We start from the raw sequence: 24,030 nt of genomic DNA, 5'->3' as shown, positions 1-24,030 counted from the left end.
TGATCAAGTCACACAGCGGGCCGGGGTTGTCGATGGCTGCGAGAACAGCCACCGACTAGCACCTTCCGAACGCCTGACAGATGGGTCACATGGCCCAACAGGTGAGACAGAGGGACAGACTGCAATAGACACAGTCAGATGGATCAGATCGCTCGACGACCCTCGAAGGCGCGACCGAGAGTGATCTCGTCGGCGTACTCCAAGTCGCCACCGACCGGCAGACCACTGGCCAACCGGGTCACCGAGATGCCCATCGGCTTCACCATCAACGCGAGGTACGTCGCCGTCGCCTCACCCTCGGTGTTCGGGTCGGTGGCAAGGATCAACTCCTTCACCGTCCCAGCGCTGAGCCGGGTCATCAGCTCACGTACCCGGAGGTTGTCCGGCCCGATCCCCTCCAGCGGATTGATCGCCCCGCCGAGCACGTGATAGCGGCCCCGGAACTCACCGGTCCGCTCGATCGCGACGACGTCCTTCGACTCCTCGACCACGCACAGCACCTCGTCGGTACGACGCGGGTCGCGGCAGATCCGGCACTGGTCGGACTCGGCGACGTTGAAGCAGACGGTGCAGAAGCGCACCAGCTCCTTCACCTTGCGCAGTGCGGTCGCCAGCCGGGCCACGTCAGTGGTGTCCGCCGACAGAATGTGGAAGGCGATCCGCTGCGCGCTCTTCGGGCCGACACCCGGCAGCCGACCCAACTCGTCGATCAGGTCCTGGATGACACCCTCGTACATGCGGCGATACTCAGAAACCGGGCAGGCCGAGGCCGCCCATGCCGCCGGTGACCGGGCCCATCTTCTCCTCGGTCAGGTTGCGTACCGCCTCGTTGGCGTTGTGCACCGCTGCCACGACCAGGTCTTCCAGGGTCTCCACGTCCTCCGGGTCGACCGCCTTCGGGTCGATCTTCACAGCCTTGATCTCGCCGGCGCCGGAGATGGTCACCGTGACCAGGCCGCCACCGGCGGTGCCGGTCAGCTCGGCCGCAGCCAGCTCAGCCTGCGCGGCAGCGATCTGCTGCTGCATCTTCTGCGCCTGCTTCAACATCTGCTGCATATTGGGCTGTCCACCGGGGCGCACGGCTGGCTCCTTCTCGCACTCGTCTGCTCGGCCGGCAATGGCCGTTGCCCAGCCTAGTCGCCGCTCGGGGCTGGGCGGTCATCGCGGGCGTACGACATCTCGACCGGCCCGCTACCGGCCGGTCAATCGATCCGCTACCGACCGGTCAATCGATCCGCTCCACGCCCTGGAACACCTGCTGGAGTACCTGGACCGCCTGCTGCTCGCCGGTCTGCCGGACGACCTGGTCGTCGATGATCTCGTCCAACGGCTCGTCCCCCGGGTCGAACCCGTCGTAGGCGACGGCAGCAGTGGCGGTGCTCCCGCCAGACGCTGACCCCTTCTTGGCTGGTCCGTCGTACTCGGGGTCGTAGGGTGGTTCGCCGGCCCAGTCCTGGTCGGCGACCTTGGGACCTGCTGCCGGTGCCGCTGTTGCTGCGGCTGCCGCCGTGGAGCGCTGGCCGCGTCCCGCAGCCGCCGCCCGCGCCGCCGCGAGCCCCTTGCCCACCGGAGCACCGCCATTCGCCGTACCTCCGGTGGCCGTCGGGCCGCCATTCGCCGGGCCACCGGTTACTGCGCCGTTCGCCGTACCGCTGGCCGGGGTCGGTCCAGCCGGGCTCGCCGGTCGGCCGCTCGCCGGGGCGGACGCCCCGGCACCACCGGGCCGCGCCGGCTCCGGCCAACCTCCGGCATCGGCCGCCGCCGTACCGGCCCCACCGCCCGGACGCGCCGGCTCCGGCCACCCCGTGTCACCAGCCGGGCCCGTCGGGGCCGGCCCAGCTGCCGGGCGTACGTCGTTACGGGCCGGCGCGGGCGCAGACGGGCTCGCCGGTGCCGCCGATCGGGGTACGGCGGCCGAGGCACCGCCCCGCTGCTCGCCGGCCACCTCGCAGCGGATCTGCCACTTCTGGCCCCACTCCTCGTAGAGCGCGGCGGTGAGCACCGCAGCCTCGCGGGACAGCATCGTGGCGAGGACCTGCGACTTGACCGTCAACACCAGGGTGTCCCCGTCGAGGTCACGTACCACCGCGTCCCGCATCAGCGCGGCAATCCGCCGGTTGGTGCGGTTGACCGCCCCGACGACCTCGCCCCACGATCGACGGATCGTGACAGCGTCCAGCTCGGTCGAGGCCACCGCATCGGGGCGGGGAGGCTCCGGAGTTACCGGGTCGGGCATAACCGCCTCGGGCGGCACCACCCGCTGAACGGATGGCGGTTCGCTGGCGACCGGGGCCGGTGCGGCACCGGCGGCAGCCGGCGCGGGCGAGTCGGCAGCCGAGGCTGTGGGCGAAGCGGCGGGGGTCGGGCGTACCGGGGTCGGGGCCGCGACGGGTGCAGGTGCCGCGACCGGAGCCGGAGCCGCACTCGGGGCGGGGGCGGCGAGGGTCAGATCCGCGCCGGACACCGTCAGCCGGCGCTCCATGCGTTCCAGTCGTTGCAACAGCCCGCCGGCGGAGTCGTCCACCCCGGGCAGCAGCATGCGGGCGCAGATCAGCTCCAGCAACAGTCGCGGCGCGGTGGTGCCGCGCATCTCGACCAGACCGTTGTGCACGATGTCGGCGCACCGGGACAGCGTCGCCGGGCCGAGCCGTTCCGCCTGGGAGGACATCCGCTCGATCTGGTCGGCCGGGCCGTCCACCAGGCCCTTGGTCGCCGCGTCCGGCACCTGTTGCAGGACGATCAGGTCACGTAGCCGTTCCAGCAGGTCCGAGGCGAACCGACGTGGATCGTGGCCGGCGTCGGCGACCCGATCGACCGTACGGTAGGCGGCCGCGCCGTCCCCGACGGCGAGCGCGTCGCACATCTCGTCGATCAGACTCGAATCGGTCACGCCGAGCAGGGCGACCGCACGGGCGTAGCTGACGCCCTCCGGTCCCGCCCCGGCGATCAACTGGTCGAGCACCGACAGGCTGTCCCGGGCACTGCCGCCACCGGCCCGTACGACCAGCGGGAAGACCGCCGGCTCGACCTTGACGCCCTCGGATTCGCAGAGCTGTTCGAGGTACGGCCGCAGCACGCTCGGCGGGATCAGCCGGAACGGATAGTGGTGCGTCCGCGACTTGATCGTGCCGAGCACCTTCTCCGGCTCGGTGGTGGCGAAGATGAACTTGACGTACTCCGGTGGCTCCTCGACCAGCTTGAGCAGGGCGTTGAAGCCGGCCGACGAGACCATGTGCGCCTCGTCGATTACGTAGATCTTGTAGCGGCTGCTGGCCGGCGCGAAGAACGCCTTCTCCCGTAGTTCGCGGGCGTCGTCCACGCCACCGTGGCTGGCTGCGTCGATCTCCAGTACGTCGATCGAGCCGGCCCCGTCGCCGGCCAGTGCCCGGCAGGAGTCACAGACGCCGCACGGCTCCGGGGTCGGGCCCTTCTCGCAGTTGAGTGAACGGGCCAGGATGCGGGCGCTGGAGGTCTTGCCGCAGCCACGTGGGCCGGAGAAGAGGTAGGCGTGGTTGAGCCGTCCGCTCCGGAGCGCCTGCGACAGCGGCTCGGTGACGTGTTCCTGGCCGATGATCTCGGCGAACGTACGCGGGCGATACTTGCGGTAGAGCGCCAGTGCCACTCGTCCGCCTCCTCTCGACCGGGCCATTCTCCGCTGCCCCGCCGCTGAAGACCACTCTCCCCCGCAAGGAAGGGCCCCTTATTAGCGCTTTTTGTAGAGGAAGGGCCCCTTATTAACACCTGTCCGGCGTGGCTGGTTGCGGAGCGGTTGACCGTCTACGGAGATGGGCGCTGAGACGCAAAGGCCCCCCGTGCACCCGCCAGAGCTCGCTTATCCTTGCTGCCTTCCGGCCCTGGGGAGGTTCACGAGATGCACGCCGCACGGGGGGTAGCGCAAGTGTACCTCGCCGGTTTGTCGATCTTCACGGGTGGCGGGCTGGGCACTCGGCGGGAAGCCTGTATCCTGTCCCACGGAGGATTCGCCTAGAGGCCTAGGGCGCACGCTTGGAAAGCGTGTTGGGTTTACACCCTCACGAGTTCGAATCTCGTATCCTCCGCTCATCTGAGCAGCACAAACGACAGGGTCGGCCCCACCGGGGACCGGCCCTGAGTCGTCTCTACGGTCACCCTCGTCTCAGTTTCAAGGGCCGTCTGCGTCTGCGACATCGCTCTCTGAGGCGCGCGAGAACCACCCAAGGGCTCTGAAGCCCGTGGAACGCCATCACCATGTAGTTCAAGGTTCGTCCAAGGTCTTAGCAAGCCCGCGCCGCGAGGCTCGAAGCACTCGGCACCACACCGAGCGACCAGAGCAGGCGAAGCAGAGGAGACGGCGGACATGAGACGAGCCCTTACAAGGCGGGTATTACTGCCACTGGCAACCGCACTGACCGCAGTCGTGGCCATCACGAACCCAGCGGCGGCTGCGCATGACGACAGCTGGACCGTCTACACGGTGGATACCAGGCTAGGCGGTGCGGTCGACTTCATCGACTACGGCCCCGGCGCGCCCGGCGGCGGCAACAACGACGACTACCTCCAGATCCGCGATCTCCAGGCGGACGGTCACGGGGTGCAGGTCTGGGCATGGCTGCATGGGAAGTATCTCGGCACGAAGTACAACGGTGCTGGCGCGGGCAGCACGGTGATCTACGACCCGTACGCCATCTTCCCGAGCAACGTTGCGGCGGGCGAGGTAATCGGGCTCAAGATCTGCCTGGTCGACGGGCCCGACAACCTGATCAATTCGAGCTGCTCGAGCTATTCCTGGACCAGCGTCGACGGCTAACCACCCGTACAGCGTGGAGGTAGTTCACCCGAGCTCGACCAGCGGCAAGGGGTAACCGGCCCCACAAAGCCGGCGCCATTCGGAGGTACCGAGTCAACTCCGAATGGCGCCGGCGCGCGGTTGGCACTCCGGTGGGTGGATCACTACGTGATGGGATGCGTGTCGTGGCGCTCCGTCTTGGCATAGCGCCCCGGGAGGCCGCTGTTCTCACCTGGTCCCCCGATCCTTGGCCTCTTACCAGAGCGCCATCCCGTCCGGTGTACGCCCGCCGAGGACACCGCTACCGTTGCCCCGTGCCGGCACTGGAACGTCTTCGCCTCGACCACGGCCCAGCCCTGCTCGCCTTCGAGCGGGAGAATCGTGCCTTTTTCGCCGCCTCGATTCCGGACCGGGGCGATGCCTACTTCAGTGACTTCGACGCCCGGCATCGTTCGTTGCTGGCCGAGCAAGTCGCCGGCAGTTGTCACTTCCACCTGCTTGTGGATGACGACGGGTCTGTCGTCGGCCGGGTCAACCTGGTGGACGTAGTTGATGGTTCCGCCGAACTCGGGTACCGCATCGCAGAGCGTGCCGCAGGACAAGGGCTCGCTACGGCGGCAGTCCGCCAAATCTGCACACTTGCCGCTGACAGCTACGGGTTGACGCAGCTGCGCGCATCGGCGAACGCTGACAACGCGGCCTCGCTCAAGGTGCTCCGCCGTACCGGATTCCTGCCTGTCGGCGAGACGACCAGCGCAGGCCGACCGGAGCTCCACTTCGTCCGCCAGATCGCCTAGCGCCCGCCAACGCTGTCGGCCAGGCCAGGTGGCAGGGTGATGCCATGCGTGGACGGGTGGAGGGAACGGATTCGCCGGGGCAGCCTCGGCGCGACTACTGGGGCGTGGTGCTCGACGCACCTAATGGGTTGGCGTTGGCCCGGTTCTACGCCAGCCTGCTCGGCTGGCGGATGGTGAAGGAGGAGGACGACTGGGCTGTCGTCGCACCAGCCGAGGGAGTGGCTTATCTCGCCTTCCAGACGGCAGTCGGCTACGTACCGCCGGTGTGGCCGCAGGCTCAGGGCGCCCAGCAGATGATGCTGCACCTCGACTTCGAGGTCAGTGACCTCACCGCCGCCGTCGCCCACGCGCTCGAACTCGGCGCGCGGGAAGCTGATCACCAGCCTCAGGACAACGTACGGGTGCTACTCGACCCGGCCGGACACCCCTTCTGCCTCTACGTGGACGCCTAACGACTGTCTGCGACGCTAAAACGCCGGACGATCGGTGCGCACACCACGGCGACGAGCCCCAGGATGCCACCGAAGACGAAGGCGTCCTGCGTGCCGAGCGCCTGGGCTTCGGCCGTACCCTCGGCGGCAGCCGCGCCCTTGGCCCCGATGGTCATGGCGGCGATGAGCAGCGCGGTGCCGGCTGCTCCGGCCAACTGTTGCAACGTGTTCATGATCGCGCTGCCGTGGCTGTAGAGGCTGCGGGGCAGGGCGTCGAGGGAGACGGTCATCAGCGGGGTCACCGGGTGGCGCGGCTACTGGCACGCGAGCCCGAACTCCAGGTGCTCGCGGCGGCGCAGGAAAAGGCTGACCGCACATTCTCGTAGCGCCCGGGTAGGGACAATGGCGGACCAGGACGCCGCAACGTCGTGGTCCGCCATTGAAAAATACGCAAGCAGCGTGGGCTCTAATCCGTACTCGTCGGCTTCGCGACGACCAATGATGCCCCGCTGCTCTCGACGTCAGCCCTGGGGAGCGACGCGGATGCGGTTTCCGTCGGGATCGGCGACAACGAAGGTACGACCAAACACCGCATCGACCGGCTCTTGCAGCACCTTGACGCCCTTGGCTTGCCACTCTCGGTACGTCTGGTCTATCTCGTCGGAACCACCAGGAAGTGCGAGCCACACTTCACTCGTTCGCGGGACCGCTGGGGTGAGGCCATCGAACTGGCCGCCCCACAGCGCCAAATCAGCCCCCGACCCGAGCTTGAAGGAGATGTAACCGGGCGTCTCGAAGTCGGGCTTCATCTGGAGCAGATCGCCATAGAAGCGTGCAGCGGCCGGGGCGTCATTCACGTAGACGATGAACACAATGGATCGGGACATGGTTCGTCCTTTCTCGGTATGTCGACTCATTCCGTAACGGCACCATCGTGGCGGGCATACATGACTGAAACCGTCATGATTCTTGAGAAACTTTCCCCATGAGTCCCGACCGCTTCTTCAGCCTTCTCCTGATCCTCCAGTCGAACGGGCCGGTGACCACCGTCTACCTGGCTGAGCAGCTCGGGGTCTCAGTGCGTACGGTCCTGCGCGACCTCGACTGGTTGCGGGAGGCTGGCTTCCCCCTCGTGGTGCAGCGCGGCCGCTGGGGCGGGGTCACGCTCCTACCAGGAAGTGCGATCGACGCCACACGATTGACGCCCGACGACCGCGACCAACTCGCACTCTCCGGCCTCGACGCAAAGCAACGTAAGGACCTCGGGGTAGACCGCGAAAACCAACGTGCTCAGCAGAAACTTCGATCCAGTGCACGACGCACGACTACGGGCGAGTTGCCGTTGAGCGCGGTGGTCATCACCGACAGCAAACCCTGGTACGCCCAACGGCCCGGCGGAGTGACACCGGCCGCGCTGATCGATGACTTGCGTCGAGAACGGCGGCTGAAAATCTGCTACGCCAGCTCCACCGACACCCAGGCCAAGGCCCGTTGGCTCGACGTCGACCCCTACGGACTGCTCGTGAAGGCCGGAACCTGGTACCTGGTCGCCGATCACCGGGGTCATCCACATCTCTACCGGCTGGATCGGATCACCGATTGGTGTGCATCCCGTAGCCCTCGACGCCTGCGACCAGGAGCGGACCTCGCCACCACCGCCACCGAACTCGTCGAGCAGTGGGAAGGCAGTCACAGCCTGAAGGTCGATGCCGAACTCGATCCTGCACTGCTCGAACGCGCCAAGCGAATCCTCGGCCACCGCCTGACCTTCCGCGCCGCTGGCCGGTCCAATTCGGGCGGGCTCCCGATCACGATCTTCCTCCGCGACCTGGACGGTCTGCGCGTGCTACTTCCGTTCGGCACGGCCATCACCGTCACCGCCCCAGACGATGCGCGCGAACATATCCGCGAACTTGCTGTCCAGATAGCCGACCACTACCGGTAAGCCGCATCAACGTCAGCACGTACTTGGCCGCCCTGCGGTGGGTCTCGACATCATGGTCGAGCCCGGCCCGGGTCGATCGCCCGGCCGGGCTCCCATCGGTACGTCCGTTACTGGTGATCACTCCCAGCGGAGGTAGCGGGCCGCGAGCCCGCCCAGCACCACGGTGTACGCCACCATCACGATCAGGTGCAACGGCGTCGGCCACGAACCCACCCACGCGTCCTGCAGGGCCTGCGAGACAGCGCCCAGCGGGGTGAAGTCGCCGATCTTCCGTACCAGGTCGGGCATCAGCGGTCCCGGCGTCCACACCCCGGCGAAGAACATCATCGGGTAGTAGAACAACGAACCGATCCCCGACGACGCCCGGGCGCTCGGCGTGACCGCCACCACCAGCAGGGCGAGGGCGCACATGGCAAAGGACCCGAGGATGAACGCCACCACGAAGCCGACCACGTTTTCGGGTGGCGCGACGTCGAAGGCGATCGCCGCCACCAGCCAGGCCAGGCCACTGCCGACCAGCAGCGCGCCGGCGTTCACGACCAACTGCGCACCGAGCAGCGTCATCGGCGAGACCGGTGTGGTCGACAGTCGACGGAGCACTCCCCGCTCCCGGTAGGTAGCCAGCACGCCCAGCAGCGTCACCATCGCCACTGTCGCGATGGCCAGCGTCAGGGTGATCGGCAGGTAGACATCAATGCCGCGCTTGCCGCCCATGCCCTCGACCGGATCCATCATCCCTGGCATTGCCAGGCCGAGCACCAGGATCAGCAGGGCCGGAAACGCGATGCCGAAGAACGCGGCGAGCGGTTCCCGGAGGTACAGCTTCGTTTCGACGTGGATCATCTTGGTCAGACCGGTCATCAGAGGCTCCGGGGAGAGGTGAGGGCGAGAATCGCGTCTTCGAGGGTGGGGCGTTCGACGCCGGGCACCCGGGCCTCGGCGATCAGGTTGCCGGGGGTGTCGATGGTGACGAGCTGGCCGGCCCGGATGACCGCCAACCGGTCACACAGGCGCTCCGCCTCGTCCATGAAGTGGGTCACCAGTACGACCGTGACGCCGCGCGCCCGTACCTGCTGGATCAGCTCCCACGTGTCGCGCCGTGCCTGCGGGTCGAGCCCTGTGGTCAACTCGTCCAGGATCGCCACCGAGGGGTTACCGACCAGCGCCAACGCGATCGACAGCCGCTGCTTCTGGCCGCCGGAGAGCTTCCTGAACACCGTGTTGCGCTTCGGGGTCAGGCCCAGCTCATCCATCAGTTCCCGCCAGTCGGCCGGATTCGGAAAGAACGAGCTGTACAGGTCGAGCGCCTCCCACACCTTGAGCTGGTCCGGCAGTTGGCTCTCCTGAAGTTGGATGCCCAGCTTCTGGCGCAGCGCGGCACGGTCCCGGCTCGGGTCGAGCCCCAACACCCGTACCGATCCCGCGTCCGGGGAGCGGATCCCCTCGATGCATTCCACGGTGGTCGTCTTGCCGGCTCCGTTCGGGCCGACGATCCCGAAGATCTCGCCCTCGTCCACGCTGAACGACACATCTGCTACGGCCACGTGGTCGCCGTAGCGCTTCTGCAGGTTCGTTACCTCGATGACTGGCATACCAACGACGGTAGAAATTTCGAGACCCGCACAGAATGTGTCCAGCCGCCCGGCAGGGGTGTACCCAGCTCCACCCCCGTACGGCACCTTGCCCCAGGCAGAGAGCTTGCCCAGGCAGGAAGCACCTTGGCGCCCGCAGTTGTGTCAGTCGACCGGCATCCGGTAGACCAACTCGTATCGGCCAGCTGGCAGAACGATGTCGGCGGTCTCAACTGGGAGCCCGGCCGCGTAGTAGGTGCGCTCGATTCCCAGCACGGTGGCCGCCCGGATCGGCAGGCTGAGGGATTCCGCCTCAGCCGGACTCGCCAGCCGGGTCGTGACCCGCTCGACGCACTCGTCGATCCGAACGTCGATCGAGTCCATTCGGGCCACCACGCCCACCGCTACACCGTCCTCCGGCCACTCGACTGGCGTGCCTGCGGTCAGAGAGAGCAGCTCGTACGACGTGGACAACTGGACCGGCTCATCGTTGGCGAGGAAGCGATACTCGGTACGCATAACCGGTGCACCAGGATCACAACCAAGCCGGACGGCGATCTGGGCATCGGCGACGTCATGCCGACTTTCGTGCTCCCAGGTGGGCCGCTGCCCGGCTCGATCGGCGTCACGAGCGAAGGGTGATGTTGACCCGAGCCTGCCGCGCTGCTCTCGGCCGGGCGCGTAGCGCACCAGGCGCCGCGACTCACGGACGTATACGCCAGACCCGGCACGGCCTTCGACCAGACCTTCACCCTTAAGGACACTGATCGCCCACTTGGCGACGGTCCGACTCACGGCATACTGCCGCATCAAGTTCGTCTCGCTTGGCAGTTTCGCCCCTGTCGCAAAGTCACCGGCGACGATCTGGGCACGTAGGTCGGCTGCGATCTTCAGGTAAGCGGGCATTTTGAACATGCGATACCTCCGGTCAGCCCGACCAGTCGATCACAGGAAAGCTAGTGCGCCAAGTTCCCCTCCGACCCTTGCGCCCACAAAGCTAGTGCACTAGCTTTTGCTTAACCCTGTCACCACTTGACTCCGGTCAGCAACCAATGTCAGTGGTGGCGGGGCCCACAGGGCGCGGCGTACACGGTCTTCATCAGCCTCCGTTCCGGCCGCCGCCGCGCCCTGACCAGGCCGGGCGCGGCGTAGGTTCTCCCTCCATTCCCGCCGCCGCGCCCACCCCACAGGGGTGCGGCGGTCGGCGCGAAGGGGACTACCCGGCCGCCGCACCCCTTCCACAGCGGAAGGTGTGCCCGATGGCCAAATGGTGGTTCAACAAAGACGACAAAGAGAAGACGTCTGAAGACCCGCCGTCGACTCCACCGACACCCTGGCTACCCATCCCCAGTGAGGACGGCGAAGACCCGCCCGAACCCCCCGGCCCGGTCCGGCTCTGCCCCGACCTGCGATGAACCGCCGCCAACGGACCGTCTACCAGGGCCGACACCGCCGCAACGACCCACGCCGCCCCGAAACCTTTCGCCGCCCCGAACCCGCCCCCGGCCCACCCCCACGACCCGCGTGGAACACCCCCACCGCACCCATCGGCCACCCGCACCCGCAGCCGCGACCAGCACGCAACACCCGGAGACAACCGATGGCCAGACCCGACCTACCCCACATCCCACCCGGCACCCTGCTCAAACTGAACAGCGAAGAGTGGTACCACCCCGACGAAGCCACCTTCGACATCGACCGCAACATCGCACTCATCGTCGCCAAAGTCCACACCGACAGCGCCACCGACATATCCGTGTGGATCACCGGACACGCCCCCGAATGCACCTGGCCCACCAGCGAATACCACCCACCCTGCATCGAACTCCGCGTACTCTGCCAAGCCCTCCGCCACCACACCACCAACCTGACACCACCGACCTGACCCCACCCCGTCACTGGAACACCACGTACGTCAACCAAAGCGAATGACGTACCTGGTGTTCCACTGACGGACGACGGATGACGGATGACGGATGACGGGTTGCTTACGCCGCCTGCGGCACGGCTTGCGGGACCGGGGCCGCAGCCGAAACATCCTCGGGAGCGCCAGCGGGAGGCTCGGACGGCTGGTCGGGGCCACTGCGACGGAGGCAGTAAACGGCCACCAGGAGACCAGCGACGCCCATGGCGACGAGCAACGGCCGATGATCGATGACGGCGATCAGCCCGGCACCGATCGCGAGCGCCACCGTGTTCGGCGCGAAGATGAGCGTGTTCGCGGTGGCCGACACCCGACCGATGAGCTGACCAGGGGTTTCCCTCTGGACAGCGGTCAGGGCGGCGATCAGCACACAGGGCAGACCGAGACCAATGGCGAAGCTGGTGGCGAGGGCGACGCTGGTCGATGGGATGGCACGCAGGCCGAGCCCGAGGGCGAACAACAGGATGCCGGCGGCGGCGAAGATCCGCTCGGGGATCCGGCGGAGCAGCGGTCCGGCGGCCAGCCCGCTGATCGTGGAGCCGACGCCCTGCACCGCGTAGAGCACCCCCACGAAGGCCGGTGAACGGTGTAGACCTTCGTCGACCACGGCGTAGATCGCCGCGCCGTTCAGGCCGGCCAACAGCATCGCGGCGGCGGCACAGAACACCCGATGCCGTACGACGGGCTGGTGCCGTACGAAGCGGACGCCCTCAGCGACCTGCCGAGTCCATTTGCTGCCCTGCCGCTCCGGCCGCCGCTCCGGCATCCGCAGCAGCGAAAAGGTGAGAGCGGCGAGGACGAACGTGGCGGTGTTGAGCAGCACCACCGGTGTACTGCCGAACTGGGCGAGCAGGCCGGCACCGGCCAGCGGGGCCACCAGCTTCATGCCCTCGTTGACGGTCATCCGTAGCCCGTTGAAGTCGCCGAGCAGGTTGCCCGGCACGACGGTGGTGACGATGGCCGCCTCGGCCGCGTCGGCGAGGACCATGCCGACCCCGTAGACGACCATGACGGCGAAGAGGATCCAGACCCGGTCGGCGGAGTCGACGCTGAGCAGCACCAACAGCATGACGGCCAGGGTGGCGTTGGTGGCGATCAGCAGCGGCCGGCGGCGTACCCGGTCGGCCAGTACGCCGATCGCCGGCCCGACCAACGTGGGTGCCCAGACGCAGAAGGTGACCAGGGCGGCGAGGCTGCTCGACCCGGTCAACGACTTCACCCACACCCCGGCGGCCAGCAGCATGGCGGCGGTGCCGAACCCGGAGACCAGCACCCCGCCCAGGTAGAGCCCGCTGTTGCGGTCCCGCAGGACGCGGACCGTACCCCAGGTCATGATTTTCCCCCGATCGACCGGCAGTCGACGACGCTCCCAGCTGCGGCCGATCCTGCCGGCCGATCAACCCCCTAGTCAATGCTTGGGGGTTATCATCCTGACACCGATCTGGGGTTTACTGACCGACGTGACCGCGACGGACCCCCGACTCCGAGCCATGGCCCATCCCGTACGGCTGCGCATGATCTCGTTGATGTGGAGCGCGCCGCTGTCCGCCGCCGAACTGGCCCGCGAACTCGACATCTCCCACGCCCTGGCCAGCCAGCATCTCCGCAAGCTCCACGCCGCCGGCTTCGTCGAACTCGTCGAGGTCCGGGCCCATCGCGGCGGGCGGGAGCGGCGCTACCGCACGACGGTACGCGGCACCCCGCTCTCCGACGAGCAGGCCGGTACGCCGTTGGTGGCCGAATCACTCGCCCACAACCTGCGGGAACGGGCCGGCCGACGGGCACCCGCCACGGCCGGGGTCACCACCGACGCCGAACTGTGGGTGGCCCCCGAGATCTGGGACGACATCCGGCAGCGGCTGGCGGCGATCATGGCCGAGTTGCACGACGCCGCCCAGGCGCCACACGCACCCGGCACGGTACGCGTCGGCACCACCCTGATGGCCTTCCTGCTCGACGAGCCGACAGCAAAGGCCGACTCGGACGTCGACAGCCCACCCATGGGCTGACCCCTCCCTCCAGCGCGGGGTGGAGAAACCCAGTGGCTGACTGCAGCCGAGTCGCTCGTACACATGTTCTATCCACAGGCTGTGGACGCAGGTGTGGACAAGGTCAGGGGATCATGACGGTGGGGCTGAATGCTGCGCCCACTTCGGCAGCCACACCTTCTCGTCGGGGACGTCCACTCGTCTGGAGCGGAGATGGTCGCGAAGTTTTCTCAGCGCGGGATGCGGGTTGTCGTCCCGCCAGATCAGTGACATCGGGTAGATCGGTGCCGGATCACGTACCGGTATGCGCCGCAGGTCGTAGCTGTCCGGCCACAGATATCGCGTACGTTCACCAGCCAACGTCGCCAGCTCCGAGGAGTCGGCGATCTCGGCCAGCAGTACCTCGTTTCCGAAGGCCGGCCCGAACCGGTCGATCGTGAGGCCGAACGCGGCGGCGAGGTCGTCGTAGTAGCTGGACCATTCGGTGCCGGCGACCATGCCGGGCATCCAGATGCGGTGTTCGGCGAGTTGTGCCGGCGTGACGGCGCGGGCGTTGGCGAGCACATGGCGTGGCCCGACGAGCATCTCGTGGTGCTCGTCGATCGCCCGGGCGGTCCTGATCGCATCTGGCAGCTGACGTGCGGAAACGGTGACGGCGTGGAAGGTGGCGTCGACCTTTCCCGCCTCGACGGCGGCGGTCGCGGAATGGAAGTCGGCGTCGAGGGTGACGACATCCAGCTCGATCCGCGGATACGTACGGTGGAAGTCCTGCAAGAGCACCGCCGGCGCGGTACGGCGGCTGTGTACGTCGACGCGGAGGGCCCGCCGACCGGGGCGTACGGAAGCGTCGGCGCGCGCTTCGACCCGGAGCAGTTCCCGGGCGTGGGGCAGGAAGGCTTGGCCGTCGATCGTGAGTTGGACACCGCGAGCCGTGCGGGTGAACAGCCGTACCTCCAGGTCTTTTTCCAGCGCGGCGATGCGCTTGGAGACGGCCTGCTGGGTGATCGACAGCATGCCGGCGGCGTCCTGGAACTGGCCGGCATCCGCAGCGGCGACGAAGGTGCGCACGGCGTCGAGATCCACGCCAGTGGACCCTATTCGTACAACGCAGAGTTGTGGCTCGCCGCCGATGCAGTTGTTTGATCCGCCCGCTCCGCCCTTGCTTTGATCGCACCGCTCAACGGCAGGTTGTGCAGAGCGGGAGGTGTGGGGCTTGACCGCGAGACCATCCCTGGGTCGACAGTTCGGATGGCTGTGGGCGTCGTACGCGGTCAGCGCCTACGGCTCCGGACTGGGGTTCGGTGCCCTGCCGCTGATCGCCGTGCTGGCATTGGATGCCAGTCCCGCTCAGGTGTCCGCATTGTCCGCAGTGGGGCCGGCGGTGGGCGCGTTGATCGCATTGCCGCTCGGGCCGTGGGTGGAGTTCCACCGCAAGCGGCCGGTGATGATCGCGACGGACCTGGCCCGGTTCGCGGTCATGCTGACGATCCCCATCGCGTACGCCTTCGGCTGGCTCAGTTTCGTGCAGCTGCTGGTCGTCTCGGCCGTGATCGCCGCCGCCAAGATTGCCTTCAACGCGGCCAGCGGCGCCTATCTCAAGTCCCTCGTCCGACCGGATGACCTGCTCGTGGCCAATTCAAGGTTCGAGTCGACGACGTGGAGCGCCACTGCCGTCGGGCCGCCGCTGGGTGGCGCGGCGGTCGGCATGTTCGGGCCGGTCGCCACCGTCGTGGCCGACGCGCTCAGCTACCTGCTCTCCGCGCTGGGCATCACGGCGATTCGCGGCCGAGAAGAACGTCCGCAGCGCACCAGCAAACGCCGGGTCCGGGCCGGTGAGCTGCTCGACGGCTGGCGACACCTGCTGAGCCACCCCGGCCTGCGGGCGCTCTATCTCAATCAGCTACTCGTCAGCGGGCTGATCATGGCTGCCGATCCGCTGATGGCCGTACTCCTGCTCCGGGAACTCGGATTCCCGCCCTGGCAGTACGCCCTTGCCTTCGCCGCCCCCTGCATCGGCGGACTCATCGGCTCACGCCTGGCCCCTCGGGTCGTGGCCCGGTACGGCCAACACCGGATCCTTCGCGTCGTCGGCACCCTGCGCGCGGTCTGGCTGATCGGCCTCGCCTCCGTCCAGCCCGGTGTCACCGGTCTCGCGACGGTGATAGCGGTCGAACTCGCGATCATCATCAGCATGAGCCTGTACAACCCGGTGCTGGCCACCTATCGGCTCGAACACACCCCCAAGGACCGCATCGCGCGCACCCTGTCGGCCTGGTCGATCAGCAGCAGCGCCGCCATCGCCATCCTCACCGCGCTCGTCGGACTACTCGCCGCCGCCACCAGCACCCGCACCGCCCTCGTGGTCGCGGGACTGCTCATCCTCACCAGCCCGCTACTGCTACCCCGCAGCCCGGGTCCCGAGGTTGCTCCAGACCGTGAACACGAACTGACCCCGAGCCACAGATGAAACACCGCAGCCAAGCCGCCGATAGAGAAAGTCACGATTCATGACTGTCACCGCACTCGACCCGTCCAGCGCGCTGGTCATCATCGATCTACAGAACGCCACGGTCAGTGCCCCCATGGTCCCTCACACCGGCCCGGAGGTAGTGGCCCGGGCGGTCGAACTGGCCCGCGCCTTCCACGCACACGGTGCCCTGGTCGTCCTGGTCCGGGTCACGGCCCGCGCGGACGGATCGGATATCGCACCGGGCCGCACCGAGATGCCGACCCAGCCCGGCTTCCTGCCGCCCGAAGGTTGGGATGCCATCGTCGATGACCTCGACGGCCACCCGGACGACATCATCGTCACCAAACGCACCTGGGGTGCCTTCCACGGCACCGATCTCGACCTCCAGCTGCGCCGCCGCAGGGTCACACAGATCGTGTTGGCCGGGCTCACCACCAGCATCGGCGTGGAGTCAACCGCCCGCGCCGCCTACGAACACGGCTACCACGTCACACTCGCCACGGATGCCATGGCGGACCTGGACCTGGCGGCTCACCGCAACAGCATTCAACGGATCTTCCCGCTCCTCGGGCAGACCGGCTCCACCACCGAGATCGTGGAAATGCTCGCCAAGGCCCGCACCTCGTGACGTGCCTGCGCTTCGTGACTAGCGAAGTCGGACCATGGCTCGAATCAAGATCGCCCATAACTTCGATCGAAGTCGGCCGTAACCTCGTCGCTCGTACACATGTTCTATCCACAGGATGTGGAAAACTGCCGCAACCTTCTGCGGCCAGCAGCGTTGGGTAGCCGGGGGAAGCAACATGAAATTGAGCAAAGTACTGCCGATCATGGGGCTGCTGGCCGCGACCTTCGCGTCGCTCAGCGGCCCGACTCATATGCCGAGCAGGACAACATCCGGCCATGCGCAAAAACAGCCGGAGCAGTCGGAGAAGTCGGTGTACGGGCCGGACGTCGTACACCTCGACGGACTGCGCGACATCGAGTTCGGCGACACCGAACAGGAGTTGGCCAGGCGCGGCCTGCTGACGCCGTCGATCGCGTCGTGCGGGCCGAACCTGGCCGGCTTGACGATGGTCGGACCGGTCTTCGCCGACGACCGCCTCGTCCTGCTGTGGGCCGATCCGTCGATGCACACCCCGGAGGGGGTCACCAGCGGTACGCCTGTGCGTCAGGTGCAGGCCACCTATCCGGCGTCGAAGCTGCTGGACGCTCCACAGGGGACGTACCGGTTCGACGGGCTGCTGGTCAGCGAGGGTGACCGGTCATATCTCTTCCTGCACGACGGGCAGACCGTACGGAAGACCGTGGCCGGCTACACCGACTACGCCCGCAAACTGTTCGACGAGGGCTTCGGCACCTGCTGACCGGCTACGCGCACTGCCTACTACCCCACCGGACAGTAGGCAGTGCTGAAGATCCCGACCAGGGTCTCCATCGTTGGCTTGGTGGCGTACGGGTTGTAGGAGAGCGTGACCTGGCGGCCAGCATCGGAGGCCATCGCGTAGGTCAGGTAGCCGAGCAGTTCACCACCATGGCCGAAGACGCTCATGCCGCAGGGCAGGTCGAACTGTTGCAGGCCGAGGCCGTACCGGAAGATCGTGCCGGTCTCGACGGTGGTCCGCATCGCCGCGAGTCCGGCCGCGCTGGTGAGCCGACCGCCGAGCAGTGCGGCGAAGAACCGGTTCAGGTCGGCGGTCGTCGAGATCATCTCGCCGGCTGCCCAGTCGAGGGACGGGTTCATCCGGGTCGCGTCGACGTACTCGCCGTCGACCAGGGTGTAGCCGTGGGCGTGTGGTTCGGGTAGCCCTGCCTCCGTACCGGGGACACTGGTCTGCGACAGACCGAGCGGGCGCAGGATGCGACGCTGGATCTCGGTGCCGTAGCTGCGGCCGGTCAGCCGCTCGATGAGCAGCCCGGCGACGATGTAGTTGGTGTTGGAATAGCGCCAACTCTCACCGGGGGCGAAGTACGGCTCGTGCGCGAAGGCGACGGCCAGCAGCTCCGTCGGCTGGTAGGTGCGGAATCGTTCCGCGCCCCGCCACCGGTTCGTCGAATAGCCGGCCTCGTGCGCGTAGTCGTACAGCCCGCTGGTGTGGTGGAGAATCTGCCGTACGGTGATCGCCTCGCCGTTCGGCACGACTCCCGGCAGGTGGCGGGCGATCGGGTCGTCCAGCGACAGTCTCCCCTCGTCGACCAACTGCACCACCACCGTCGCCACGAAGGTCTTCGTGGCACTGCCGATCCGGAAGTAACCGTCGGCCCGCGCCGGTCGGCCCGACACCAGGTCGGTCACCCCGGCGGCACCGGCCCAGCCATCCCGCCCATCCTGTACGCGCAGCAGCACGGCGCTCGCCGACTCGGCGGCCACCATCCCGGTCAACCGGGTCTGAAGTTCCGAGTACGACACACTCGCTGTCCCAGCGCTGGCCGGACCGCTGGCCATGCCGATCATGGCGGCAACCAGCAGCAGCCCGGCCAGCACTTTCCTTCGTTTGATCATGCAGATGACGGTAGGAACCAGCGCGGGCCGGGAACATGACGTCGACCGCAAACCTCGTACGCCCACACCGCACTCAACGAGCTGTGGAAAACCTCAGCAGGTCGGCTCGGCATACTGCGCCGCCATCTCCAGCAGCCCCGCGTTTCCGATCATGATCTGCTTGATGTTGCCGCTCGCGTCGGCGTAGAACGCGATCGAGACGGACCCGTGGTCGACGAGGTCGAACTGCGACTCGGCGTAGATGGTCGACGTGTACTGCCGGAGGCTTTCGCCGTACGCCTCGGTCAGGCTGGCCTGCGGGCTGCCGACCCGGATTCCCGCAACGGTGGCCAACTTCGCTGGCGCGCTGACATAGATCTGCTCGATCCGGCTCCCGGAGTCGTCGGGCATCACCCAGACGCCCTCCCACTCCCCGACCCCGGACCAGGAGAGCGGGCAGAACCCGTCGACCTCCTTCTTGAGGATGCCCTCGGCCACCAGCGGCTGCGCCTCCGCCCCGATCCGGATCGGTCCGACGCCGTGCTCGGTGATGGCCTTCGGATCGACCTGCGAGGCGGACACGCTGGGCGAAGCAGGGTCGGCCGGTGCGGCGTTGGAGCCACCCCCGTCGGCACATCCCGCGACCCCGGCCAGCAACAGTGCCAGGGCAATCGGGACTACGGCTCGCCTCATTCGATCTCCCCCGTACTGATTCGACTAGTCAGTCAGCGTCCATCAGCATTGTGATCAACCAGTCAAGCAGCGTCGGACCAGTCTGCATCTACCCCACCCCATCCAGCTTCGCGTTGACCTCAACCATGCTTCAGGTCCTACGGTCGACTGGCAAACGATCGTCGAACCCTGGGGTGCCACGATGACCATCGACCAAATTTCCGACGCCGAGCTCGCCGCTCAGCCGGCCGCCTACTGGACCGGTCTGGCCTACGAGGCGCTCATCGCCTTTACCCGCGCACGACAGGCCGAGTTCGGCTTCACCCAGCCCCAGTTCTGGCTGCTGCGCAACCTGTCGACCAACGACCTCTCCCCGGACGGCCAGGGCATGACCATCCCGCAACTTCAGGCGGCCATGGCGACCTACATCCGACCCGAAGACGACTTGGCCGCCGAGGCGCAGGTCCTGCTGGAGCGGGGTTGGCTCCGCCGCGACGACGAGGACCGGCTGTACATCACGGAAGCCGGCGAGCATGCGCGTGTCGACCTGAAGTCCCACGCCCCAACCATTCGCGCACGTATCCACGAGGGCGTCGACGATGCCGACTACGTCACCACGCTCAAGGTGCTCCGCCGGATGATCGACAACGTCACCAGCAACCCGGCCTAGGTCTCCCTGTCATCAAAAACTGGCGGCCACAAAGTGGAACGCCCGGTTCGTCCTTGCGGACTTGCCGGGCGTTTTCGCACTTCATGAGCGGTGGCGGAAGGATATGGCCGCAGCAGCAGGCCGCCAGTGGCCCGCACCAGACACGACACTGCCGGACGAACGTCGGCAGGTCTCGGCGTACCACGGCGAACGAGACCACAAGACCAGTCCTTGCGACCCTGAGCTCGTAGACATCGACGCCTTGCCCTATCGTGCCGCCATGGCTCCCGATCGCACCTACCGCGAAATCCCGGGAGCTGCCCACCGGCTCAACTTGCAAAAGACCGGGGGAAACTCGCAAAGTACTGGGTGCATCGGGCACACCGGGCTGGCATCTACGGTGGGGCCACCGACCTGGAGAACCCAGACCCACCCCCGCCTGCGGCCACTCAAGGCGCTACGCACCAGCCAGCCGGCCGAAGGAAAGCCACCATCCAGCGCCGTCAAAAGCACGGCTGTCCCGGCACTGAAGATGACCCGCGGGTTCGGCGAGCGCTCATAAGCAGCCCGCTACCCGTCAGGGCAGAGCGTCGGATGCTTTTCAGGAAACGCGTCCAAGACGCCTCAAATCTTTACCCCACGACCGATCACTTAATGACAGCGCCAAGAATCCCACTACCCCACTTTGGAGGAAAGCATGGTGACCAAGGATTCAGCTAGCCCCTACATAGCCGAGCTGGACCGGATGTACGAAGACTCCACGTACTCCGCACAGAGTTATTTCGAAGCCGCCAAGTCGGCAGAGTTCTGGGGCAGGGCAATAGTCTTTCTGCCAGCCTTGGCCAGTTCTGCGGCTTCGATACTGGTTGTGATCGGGCAGACCCGGCACTGGGGAGCAGCCGGGGCAGTAGCGGGAGCCATTGCTGCCACGTCAGCTTTCCTCGGCTCCGAAAGGAAATCCAAGTCCCTCCGCGAAGCGGGAAACCGGTTCACCGCCCTCCGTCACACGATCCGACTGGAGAGGGAGACTGCAAACGGGAGAGACAAAGGCGAATTAGAAAAGATCGTCAGAAATCTTCGAACTGACTACAACTCAATTGTTGCAGGCAACGAATTGGTCTCCAAGCGCTTCTCCAAGAAGGCCGATGCAAGGATCATCTCTGCAACCTTGAACTACGAGAGCGACACAAAGGAAGCACCTTCTGGGAAGCGCTAGCCAGGGCGATCTGAGGTGGCCAGAACCGGCCCGGCTCCGCAACTGTTTGCAGAAGCAGCACAAGGTCCGATGATCGCCAGCCCGCTCGGCAGGGGCTGACAGCGGGGCAGCGAAAGCCGGAGAGCCGGGCAAGGTCGACGGCGCCGACGAACCCAACTGCACCCAGAAGCGAAAAGGCCCGGTTCGTCCTTGCGGACTTGCCGGGCGTTTTCGCACTTCATGAGCGGTGGCGGAGGGATTTGAACCCTCGGAGGGCGTAAACCCTCACACGCTTTCGAGGTCTGCGACCAACCGTCCACAGTCGTTCCACGAGGGTTCCAGCCAGGCGCAACGCTCTCCGGGCGGACGGCGGCGGGCACCGCCGTACGGCAAAGAACGAGACCACAACTGAGACCGCCGGTTCATCCCCCCGGCGCAAGAGTCCTTGATCTGACAGACCCATCCATCGCTCGTTAAGGGATACTCGGGATCGCCCGACACGGAAGTGGATCATGACGCCGCCTCTACTTGTGTACGACATACTGGCCGGATCGGCGGAAACCGAGGAGCCCAGCTTCCTGGATAATGTCCTCGGAGTGTTAGCCCTGCTTGCGATCGCCGCATTCTTCGTGCGTGGCTACTACCGTGAGCGCATCGCAATCAGCGACGCTGAAACACGAGCAAAAAGCCTTAGCCATTCAGAACGCGACGCCATTGAGCGGCAGGTTCTCGATGTCATATACAAGGGTCGCGACCACGCCCTAAGCATTAGGGAGATCGCTTCCGAAATAAGTGAGCACGAGCGGTACGTTATCCGCATAGTGCGACCACTCGTCAAGTGGGGTCAACTTGAAGTCACCTCAGCCCATGACGAGAGCTTGCCCACCGATTTCAACTCATTCTCGAAAGTTGCCGTAACGGCTGAAGGCGACAAGCGTCTCCGGGAGCGTGATCCTGTCGTGACTTACAACGAGTATTTTTCAGTGGGCGACAATTCCAATGTGGTAAATAAGAGCGTGATAGTCAATTCCAATGTCGGCACCTACCGCAGTCGCTATGGAACTGACACGGTTGAAGCGCTGCGCGAGCTTGAACACATAGTCAGAGGATCCAATAACGATGAGGCAGTTGAAGTACTCGATGGTTTCCTCGCTGAAGCCAGGACAGAGGAGCCCAGTCGAGCAAGGATGAAGGCTCTATTCTCCAGTCTTCAGCAGATGGTTCCCGCCGTCTCTGGGGCTGCCGATCTGGCGTCTCGAATCGCTGCCATGTTCTCGTAGCAGAGACATCACGTCTCACCTATAAAGGGAGTACCGGCAACCACAACTGAGACCGCCCGCCCCCTCAACGGAGCGTCGCAACAAAGGCAATCGCCGGCCACGCCCACGGACTGAGCACCGGGCCGCCGCTACGTGCGAATGACTTCACCGGTCGCGACAAGAGCGTTGCTCCTCATTTGCTCCAATTGCCATCGATGATCCACCGCTCGCAGCCGTGGCTTACGGTCGAGGAACTTAAGGACCTCGTGAAGAAAGCGGCACAGTTAGGCACTGAGTGAGCTTATGACGAATATTCAAAAATATCGACCCGACATGGCTAGGTGTCTGCATGACCGTGACTTACGAGTCGCCCGGTGGCTCTCGGCAAGTGTTAGTCTTGCTCGATGCGGCCGGCAATCGAGTTGTTGAGGAAAGAATTAGGATGACCGATGGGCGTCCTGTCGTTATACGGCACCAGCACCCAGACGTCCTTATCCATCCATACTTCGCTGAAGGAATCAACCCCGAGATTTGCCTATACCAAGGAAGCTTCGGCTTCGCCGCCGACTCCAACCCAACGTTGCTTGAAGGTGACATTCGCTTCAAATGGAATCCGAGCACGCATATTGTTGTTCAGGGTTCTCGGGATGCCTCACTCGTGGACCTGCATGACAGGCTGAAGCCGTTAGATGAGACTTTATGGAAGGACTTCGCTACCGTAAGATTCCCGCCCGGTGCCAAACTTTTTGTTCAATCGATGGACTGCGCCCTAGCTGATCCGCCGGAGAAATCTTCGCTGTATCAAGATAACCTTGGACTACAGGAGATTGGCGTTGGTCCTGTTGACAAGATCGGGTTTCTAATCCCGAATGGTTGGGATGCCAATGACGGCAGCATGGTCTGCAGCCCAGATAACCTTACGCATTCTTGGAATGCGCGGGTGCAGGTGCAGGCAGGTGATTGGTCAGTCACGATTGACCGGACAAAGCAGGCCAGCCGCCGGGATTTCCGGAAGGGCTTGAAGAACACAGGAGGCCGTGCCGTCACCCATATCGGCGAGTTGCGCAGGGTGGGCGGCGCAGAGTTTGCACCAGAAGACGCTGCGGCTGTCATGGAATCTATCCGCATCTTGCTGAACGTCGCAGTGGGCCGCCGCATCAACCCCGTCTTGCCCGTTGGCTGGCGGGGAGACAACGTGGTGTGGGCGCGGTGGACGGCACCGCCGGTAGACAGCATGATGAATGCTACCTCCTGGCTCGACTCTTCGATCGGGTCCAAGCAAGTAACAGAACTACTAGAATGCGGCTTGAATTACTTGTCAAAGCCGGACCATCAGAACGCGCTTAAATACGCTGCTTCGTATTACGTCAGTGCGAATGCAGATGTAGATGTTGAGCCGGCGATCGGTCTAGCCGTCTCCGGCCTGCAACTGCTGGCACATCAGCGTCTGGTAAACGAAAAAAAGAAGTACACTTCGTCTAACGCCTTTGAAAGTGCAGCAAGAAACACGGAAGGCGAAATCCGAGAATTCTTGGACGACTGCCAAATTGATACTTCCATCCCTTCACATCTCACTGAATTGCAAGCGGCAGCAGCGGCTATGCCAGTCAGCCACGGACTTGCGCGGGATGCCCTCGGCGCTGTTATCTACCTTCGGAACAAGATGGTTCATCCGACCAAGACGCTGGACAGGTGGAATGCATATGCCTGGGCCGAAGCTAGCATGGTAGCGTGTCACTTTCTCAGGCTCGGCATCCTTAACATGTTGGGCTATACGGGCCAGCATAAATCCGCCTTGTCGCTCAATCGCTGGGCGGGTGCAGTTGATCCGGTTCCTTGGGTTTAATAACGACGGCCGCAACGCTGGCCAGTGGTGGCGGCT

Annotated in this window: 24 protein-coding genes, 1 tRNA gene, 1 other RNA gene and 1 pseudogene; 14 read left to right on the top strand and 13 right to left on the bottom strand. The window is 65.6% G+C overall.

Features of this window, described 5'->3' with window-relative positions:
• Positions 1-143 precede the first annotated feature (143 nt).
• From recR to ffs, 4 genes are all read right to left on the bottom strand, one after another.
• On the bottom strand, positions 144-737 hold the full coding sequence (gene recR / locus ACWDV4_RS04695) for a recombination mediator RecR (protein WP_449974876.1): 594 nt from the start codon (positions 735-737) through the stop codon (positions 144-146).
• A gap of 10 nt (positions 738-747) precedes the next feature.
• Positions 748-1,056, bottom strand: coding sequence for a YbaB/EbfC family nucleoid-associated protein (locus tag ACWDV4_RS04690; protein ID WP_449975139.1), 309 nt, complete (start codon positions 1,054-1,056; stop codon positions 748-750).
• A 169-nt stretch (positions 1,057-1,225) separates the two neighbouring features.
• Positions 1,226-3,622 carry a DNA polymerase III subunit gamma and tau gene (locus ACWDV4_RS04685; protein WP_449974875.1) on the bottom strand — a complete coding sequence of 799 codons (2,397 nt, stop codon included), beginning with the start codon at positions 3,620-3,622 and terminating at the stop codon, positions 1,226-1,228.
• Between the two features lie 179 nt (positions 3,623-3,801).
• Positions 3,802-3,892, bottom strand: an RNA gene (ffs, locus tag ACWDV4_RS04680) — signal recognition particle sRNA small type.
• Positions 3,893-3,973: 81 nt separating this feature from the next.
• On the opposite strand from ffs, the gene ACWDV4_RS04675 reads away from it, so the two are divergent.
• From ACWDV4_RS04675 to ACWDV4_RS04660, 4 genes are all read left to right on the top strand, one after another.
• Positions 3,974-4,058, top strand: a tRNA-Ser gene (locus ACWDV4_RS04675).
• 395 nt (positions 4,059-4,453) lie between these two features.
• On the top strand, positions 4,454-4,786 hold the full coding sequence (locus ACWDV4_RS04670; RefSeq protein ID WP_449974873.1) for a hypothetical protein: 333 nt from the start codon (positions 4,454-4,456) through the stop codon (positions 4,784-4,786).
• 293 nt (positions 4,787-5,079) lie between these two features.
• Positions 5,080-5,562 (top strand): GNAT family N-acetyltransferase, encoded by a 483-nt coding sequence (locus ACWDV4_RS04665; RefSeq protein WP_449974872.1) that lies wholly within the window; start codon positions 5,080-5,082, stop codon positions 5,560-5,562.
• A gap of 44 nt (positions 5,563-5,606) precedes the next feature.
• Complete coding sequence (locus tag ACWDV4_RS04660) at positions 5,607-6,014, top strand: VOC family protein (protein ID WP_449974870.1); 408 nt, start codon at positions 5,607-5,609, stop codon at positions 6,012-6,014.
• Here ACWDV4_RS04660 and ACWDV4_RS04655 read toward each other — a convergent pair.
• Together ACWDV4_RS04655 and ACWDV4_RS04650 are read right to left on the bottom strand one after the other, a co-directional pair.
• Positions 6,011-6,283, bottom strand: coding sequence for a hypothetical protein (locus ACWDV4_RS04655; protein WP_449974868.1), 273 nt, complete (start codon positions 6,281-6,283; stop codon positions 6,011-6,013). The genes ACWDV4_RS04660 and ACWDV4_RS04655 overlap by 4 nt on opposite strands.
• A gap of 231 nt (positions 6,284-6,514) precedes the next feature.
• Complete coding sequence (locus ACWDV4_RS04650) at positions 6,515-6,880, bottom strand: VOC family protein (protein WP_449974866.1); 366 nt, start codon at positions 6,878-6,880, stop codon at positions 6,515-6,517.
• Between the two features lie 98 nt (positions 6,881-6,978).
• Here ACWDV4_RS04650 and ACWDV4_RS04645 point away from each other — a divergent pair, with 98 nt between their 5' ends.
• On the top strand, positions 6,979-7,938 hold the full coding sequence (locus ACWDV4_RS04645) for a helix-turn-helix transcriptional regulator (protein WP_449974864.1): 960 nt from the start codon (positions 6,979-6,981) through the stop codon (positions 7,936-7,938).
• A 117-nt stretch (positions 7,939-8,055) separates the two neighbouring features.
• Here ACWDV4_RS04645 and ACWDV4_RS04640 read toward each other — a convergent pair whose 3' ends face one another.
• The 3 genes and pseudogenes from ACWDV4_RS04640 to ACWDV4_RS04630 form a co-directional block, all read right to left on the bottom strand.
• Positions 8,056-8,799, bottom strand: a complete 744-nt coding sequence (locus ACWDV4_RS04640) for an ABC transporter permease (RefSeq protein ID WP_449974863.1) — start codon at positions 8,797-8,799, stop codon at positions 8,056-8,058.
• Between the two features lie 26 nt (positions 8,800-8,825).
• Positions 8,826-9,530 (bottom strand): annotated as a pseudogene (locus ACWDV4_RS04635) (ABC transporter ATP-binding protein); the annotation flags it as partial.
• 144 nt (positions 9,531-9,674) lie between these two features.
• Positions 9,675-10,415 carry a GntR family transcriptional regulator gene (locus ACWDV4_RS04630; RefSeq protein WP_449974861.1) on the bottom strand — a complete coding sequence of 247 codons (741 nt, stop codon included), beginning with the start codon at positions 10,413-10,415 and terminating at the stop codon, positions 9,675-9,677.
• Between the two features lie 694 nt (positions 10,416-11,109).
• Between ACWDV4_RS04630 and ACWDV4_RS04625 the strand changes: the two genes are divergently transcribed.
• A complete protein-coding gene (locus ACWDV4_RS04625; RefSeq protein WP_449974860.1) occupies positions 11,110-11,394 on the top strand; it encodes a hypothetical protein in 285 nt (94 codons plus the stop codon).
• 103 nt (positions 11,395-11,497) lie between these two features.
• On the opposite strand, the gene ACWDV4_RS04620 is transcribed toward ACWDV4_RS04625, so the two are convergent.
• Positions 11,498-12,766 (bottom strand): MFS transporter, encoded by a 1,269-nt coding sequence (locus tag ACWDV4_RS04620; protein ID WP_449974859.1) that lies wholly within the window; start codon positions 12,764-12,766, stop codon positions 11,498-11,500.
• Positions 12,767-12,893: 127 nt separating this feature from the next.
• Here ACWDV4_RS04620 and ACWDV4_RS04615 point away from each other — a divergent pair, with 127 nt between their 5' ends.
• Complete coding sequence (locus ACWDV4_RS04615; protein ID WP_449974858.1) at positions 12,894-13,442, top strand: ArsR/SmtB family transcription factor; 549 nt, start codon at positions 12,894-12,896, stop codon at positions 13,440-13,442.
• A 111-nt stretch (positions 13,443-13,553) separates the two neighbouring features.
• Here the strand turns inward: ACWDV4_RS04615 and ACWDV4_RS04610 are convergent, their stop codons facing one another.
• Entirely contained in the window at positions 13,554-14,504 is a 951-nt protein-coding gene (locus ACWDV4_RS04610) for a LysR family transcriptional regulator (protein WP_449974857.1), read from the bottom strand.
• Between the two features lie 130 nt (positions 14,505-14,634).
• Between ACWDV4_RS04610 and ACWDV4_RS04605 the strand changes: the two genes are divergently transcribed.
• From ACWDV4_RS04605 to ACWDV4_RS04595, 3 genes are all read left to right on the top strand, one after another.
• Complete coding sequence (locus ACWDV4_RS04605) at positions 14,635-15,888, top strand: MFS transporter (RefSeq protein WP_449974856.1); 1,254 nt, start codon at positions 14,635-14,637, stop codon at positions 15,886-15,888.
• Positions 15,889-15,928: 40 nt separating this feature from the next.
• Entirely contained in the window at positions 15,929-16,519 is a 591-nt protein-coding gene (locus ACWDV4_RS04600; protein WP_449974854.1) for an isochorismatase family protein, read from the top strand.
• Positions 16,520-16,694: 175 nt separating this feature from the next.
• Positions 16,695-17,258, top strand: a complete 564-nt coding sequence (locus ACWDV4_RS04595) for a hypothetical protein (RefSeq protein ID WP_449974852.1) — start codon at positions 16,695-16,697, stop codon at positions 17,256-17,258.
• Between the two features lie 20 nt (positions 17,259-17,278).
• Here the strand turns inward: ACWDV4_RS04595 and ACWDV4_RS04590 are convergent, their stop codons facing one another.
• Together ACWDV4_RS04590 and ACWDV4_RS04585 are read right to left on the bottom strand one after the other, a co-directional pair.
• Positions 17,279-18,394, bottom strand: coding sequence for a serine hydrolase domain-containing protein (locus ACWDV4_RS04590; protein WP_449974851.1), 1,116 nt, complete (start codon positions 18,392-18,394; stop codon positions 17,279-17,281).
• 93 nt (positions 18,395-18,487) lie between these two features.
• A complete protein-coding gene (locus ACWDV4_RS04585) occupies positions 18,488-19,066 on the bottom strand; it encodes a hypothetical protein (RefSeq protein WP_449974850.1) in 579 nt (192 codons plus the stop codon).
• 181 nt (positions 19,067-19,247) lie between these two features.
• On the opposite strand from ACWDV4_RS04585, the gene ACWDV4_RS04580 reads away from it, so the two are divergent.
• The 4 genes from ACWDV4_RS04580 to ACWDV4_RS04565 all read left to right on the top strand — a co-directional run bounded on the left by ACWDV4_RS04580 (position 19,248) and on the right by ACWDV4_RS04565 (position 23,994).
• On the top strand, positions 19,248-19,715 hold the full coding sequence (locus ACWDV4_RS04580; RefSeq protein WP_449974849.1) for a MarR family transcriptional regulator: 468 nt from the start codon (positions 19,248-19,250) through the stop codon (positions 19,713-19,715).
• Positions 19,716-20,391: 676 nt separating this feature from the next.
• Positions 20,392-20,910 carry a hypothetical protein gene (locus tag ACWDV4_RS04575; RefSeq protein ID WP_449974848.1) on the top strand — a complete coding sequence of 173 codons (519 nt, stop codon included), beginning with the start codon at positions 20,392-20,394 and terminating at the stop codon, positions 20,908-20,910.
• Positions 20,911-21,401: 491 nt separating this feature from the next.
• Positions 21,402-22,169: a hypothetical protein gene (locus tag ACWDV4_RS04570; protein WP_449974847.1), complete on the top strand. Its 768-nt coding sequence runs from the start codon at positions 21,402-21,404 to the stop codon at positions 22,167-22,169.
• A gap of 328 nt (positions 22,170-22,497) precedes the next feature.
• Positions 22,498-23,994 carry a hypothetical protein gene (locus tag ACWDV4_RS04565; protein ID WP_449974845.1) on the top strand — a complete coding sequence of 499 codons (1,497 nt, stop codon included), beginning with the start codon at positions 22,498-22,500 and terminating at the stop codon, positions 23,992-23,994.
• The last annotated feature ends 36 nt before the right edge of the window (positions 23,995-24,030 follow it).

This window comes from Micromonospora sp. NPDC003197 (assembly GCF_053590565.1).
This window is presented reverse-complemented; position numbering and strand designations above follow the sequence as displayed.

What these genes read in the sequence shown, in the direction of transcription:
- ACWDV4_RS04580 (WP_449974849.1), top strand. Translation starts at nt 19,248, where the DNA reads ATGACCATCGACCAAATTTCCGACGCCGAGCTCGCCGCTCAGCCGGCC.
- ACWDV4_RS04655 (WP_449974868.1), bottom strand. Translation starts at nt 6,283, where the DNA reads ATGACCGTCTCCCTCGACGCCCTGCCCCGCAGCCTCTACAGCCACGGC.
- recR (WP_449974876.1), bottom strand. Translation starts at nt 737, where the DNA reads ATGTACGAGGGTGTCATCCAGGACCTGATCGACGAGTTGGGTCGGCTG.
- ACWDV4_RS04600 (WP_449974854.1), top strand. Translation starts at nt 15,929, where the DNA reads ATGACTGTCACCGCACTCGACCCGTCCAGCGCGCTGGTCATCATCGAT.
- ACWDV4_RS04585 (WP_449974850.1), bottom strand. Translation starts at nt 19,066, where the DNA reads ATGAGGCGAGCCGTAGTCCCGATTGCCCTGGCACTGTTGCTGGCCGGG.
- ACWDV4_RS04660 (WP_449974870.1), top strand. Translation starts at nt 5,607, where the DNA reads ATGCGTGGACGGGTGGAGGGAACGGATTCGCCGGGGCAGCCTCGGCGC.
- ACWDV4_RS04575 (WP_449974848.1), top strand. Translation starts at nt 20,392, where the DNA reads ATGGTGACCAAGGATTCAGCTAGCCCCTACATAGCCGAGCTGGACCGG.
- ACWDV4_RS04630 (WP_449974861.1), bottom strand. Translation starts at nt 10,415, where the DNA reads ATGCCCGCTTACCTGAAGATCGCAGCCGACCTACGTGCCCAGATCGTC.
- ACWDV4_RS04625 (WP_449974860.1), top strand. Translation starts at nt 11,110, where the DNA reads ATGGCCAGACCCGACCTACCCCACATCCCACCCGGCACCCTGCTCAAA.
- ACWDV4_RS04645 (WP_449974864.1), top strand. Translation starts at nt 6,979, where the DNA reads ATGAGTCCCGACCGCTTCTTCAGCCTTCTCCTGATCCTCCAGTCGAAC.
- ACWDV4_RS04565 (WP_449974845.1), top strand. Translation starts at nt 22,498, where the DNA reads ATGACCGTGACTTACGAGTCGCCCGGTGGCTCTCGGCAAGTGTTAGTC.
- ACWDV4_RS04650 (WP_449974866.1), bottom strand. Translation starts at nt 6,880, where the DNA reads ATGTCCCGATCCATTGTGTTCATCGTCTACGTGAATGACGCCCCGGCC.
- ACWDV4_RS04570 (WP_449974847.1), top strand. Translation starts at nt 21,402, where the DNA reads ATGACGCCGCCTCTACTTGTGTACGACATACTGGCCGGATCGGCGGAA.
- ACWDV4_RS04595 (WP_449974852.1), top strand. Translation starts at nt 16,695, where the DNA reads ATGAAATTGAGCAAAGTACTGCCGATCATGGGGCTGCTGGCCGCGACC.
- ACWDV4_RS04590 (WP_449974851.1), bottom strand. Translation starts at nt 18,394, where the DNA reads ATGATCAAACGAAGGAAAGTGCTGGCCGGGCTGCTGCTGGTTGCCGCC.
- ACWDV4_RS04620 (WP_449974859.1), bottom strand. Translation starts at nt 12,766, where the DNA reads ATGACCTGGGGTACGGTCCGCGTCCTGCGGGACCGCAACAGCGGGCTC.
- ACWDV4_RS04690 (WP_449975139.1), bottom strand. Translation starts at nt 1,056, where the DNA reads ATGCAGCAGATGTTGAAGCAGGCGCAGAAGATGCAGCAGCAGATCGCT.
- ACWDV4_RS04640 (WP_449974863.1), bottom strand. Translation starts at nt 8,799, where the DNA reads ATGACCGGTCTGACCAAGATGATCCACGTCGAAACGAAGCTGTACCTC.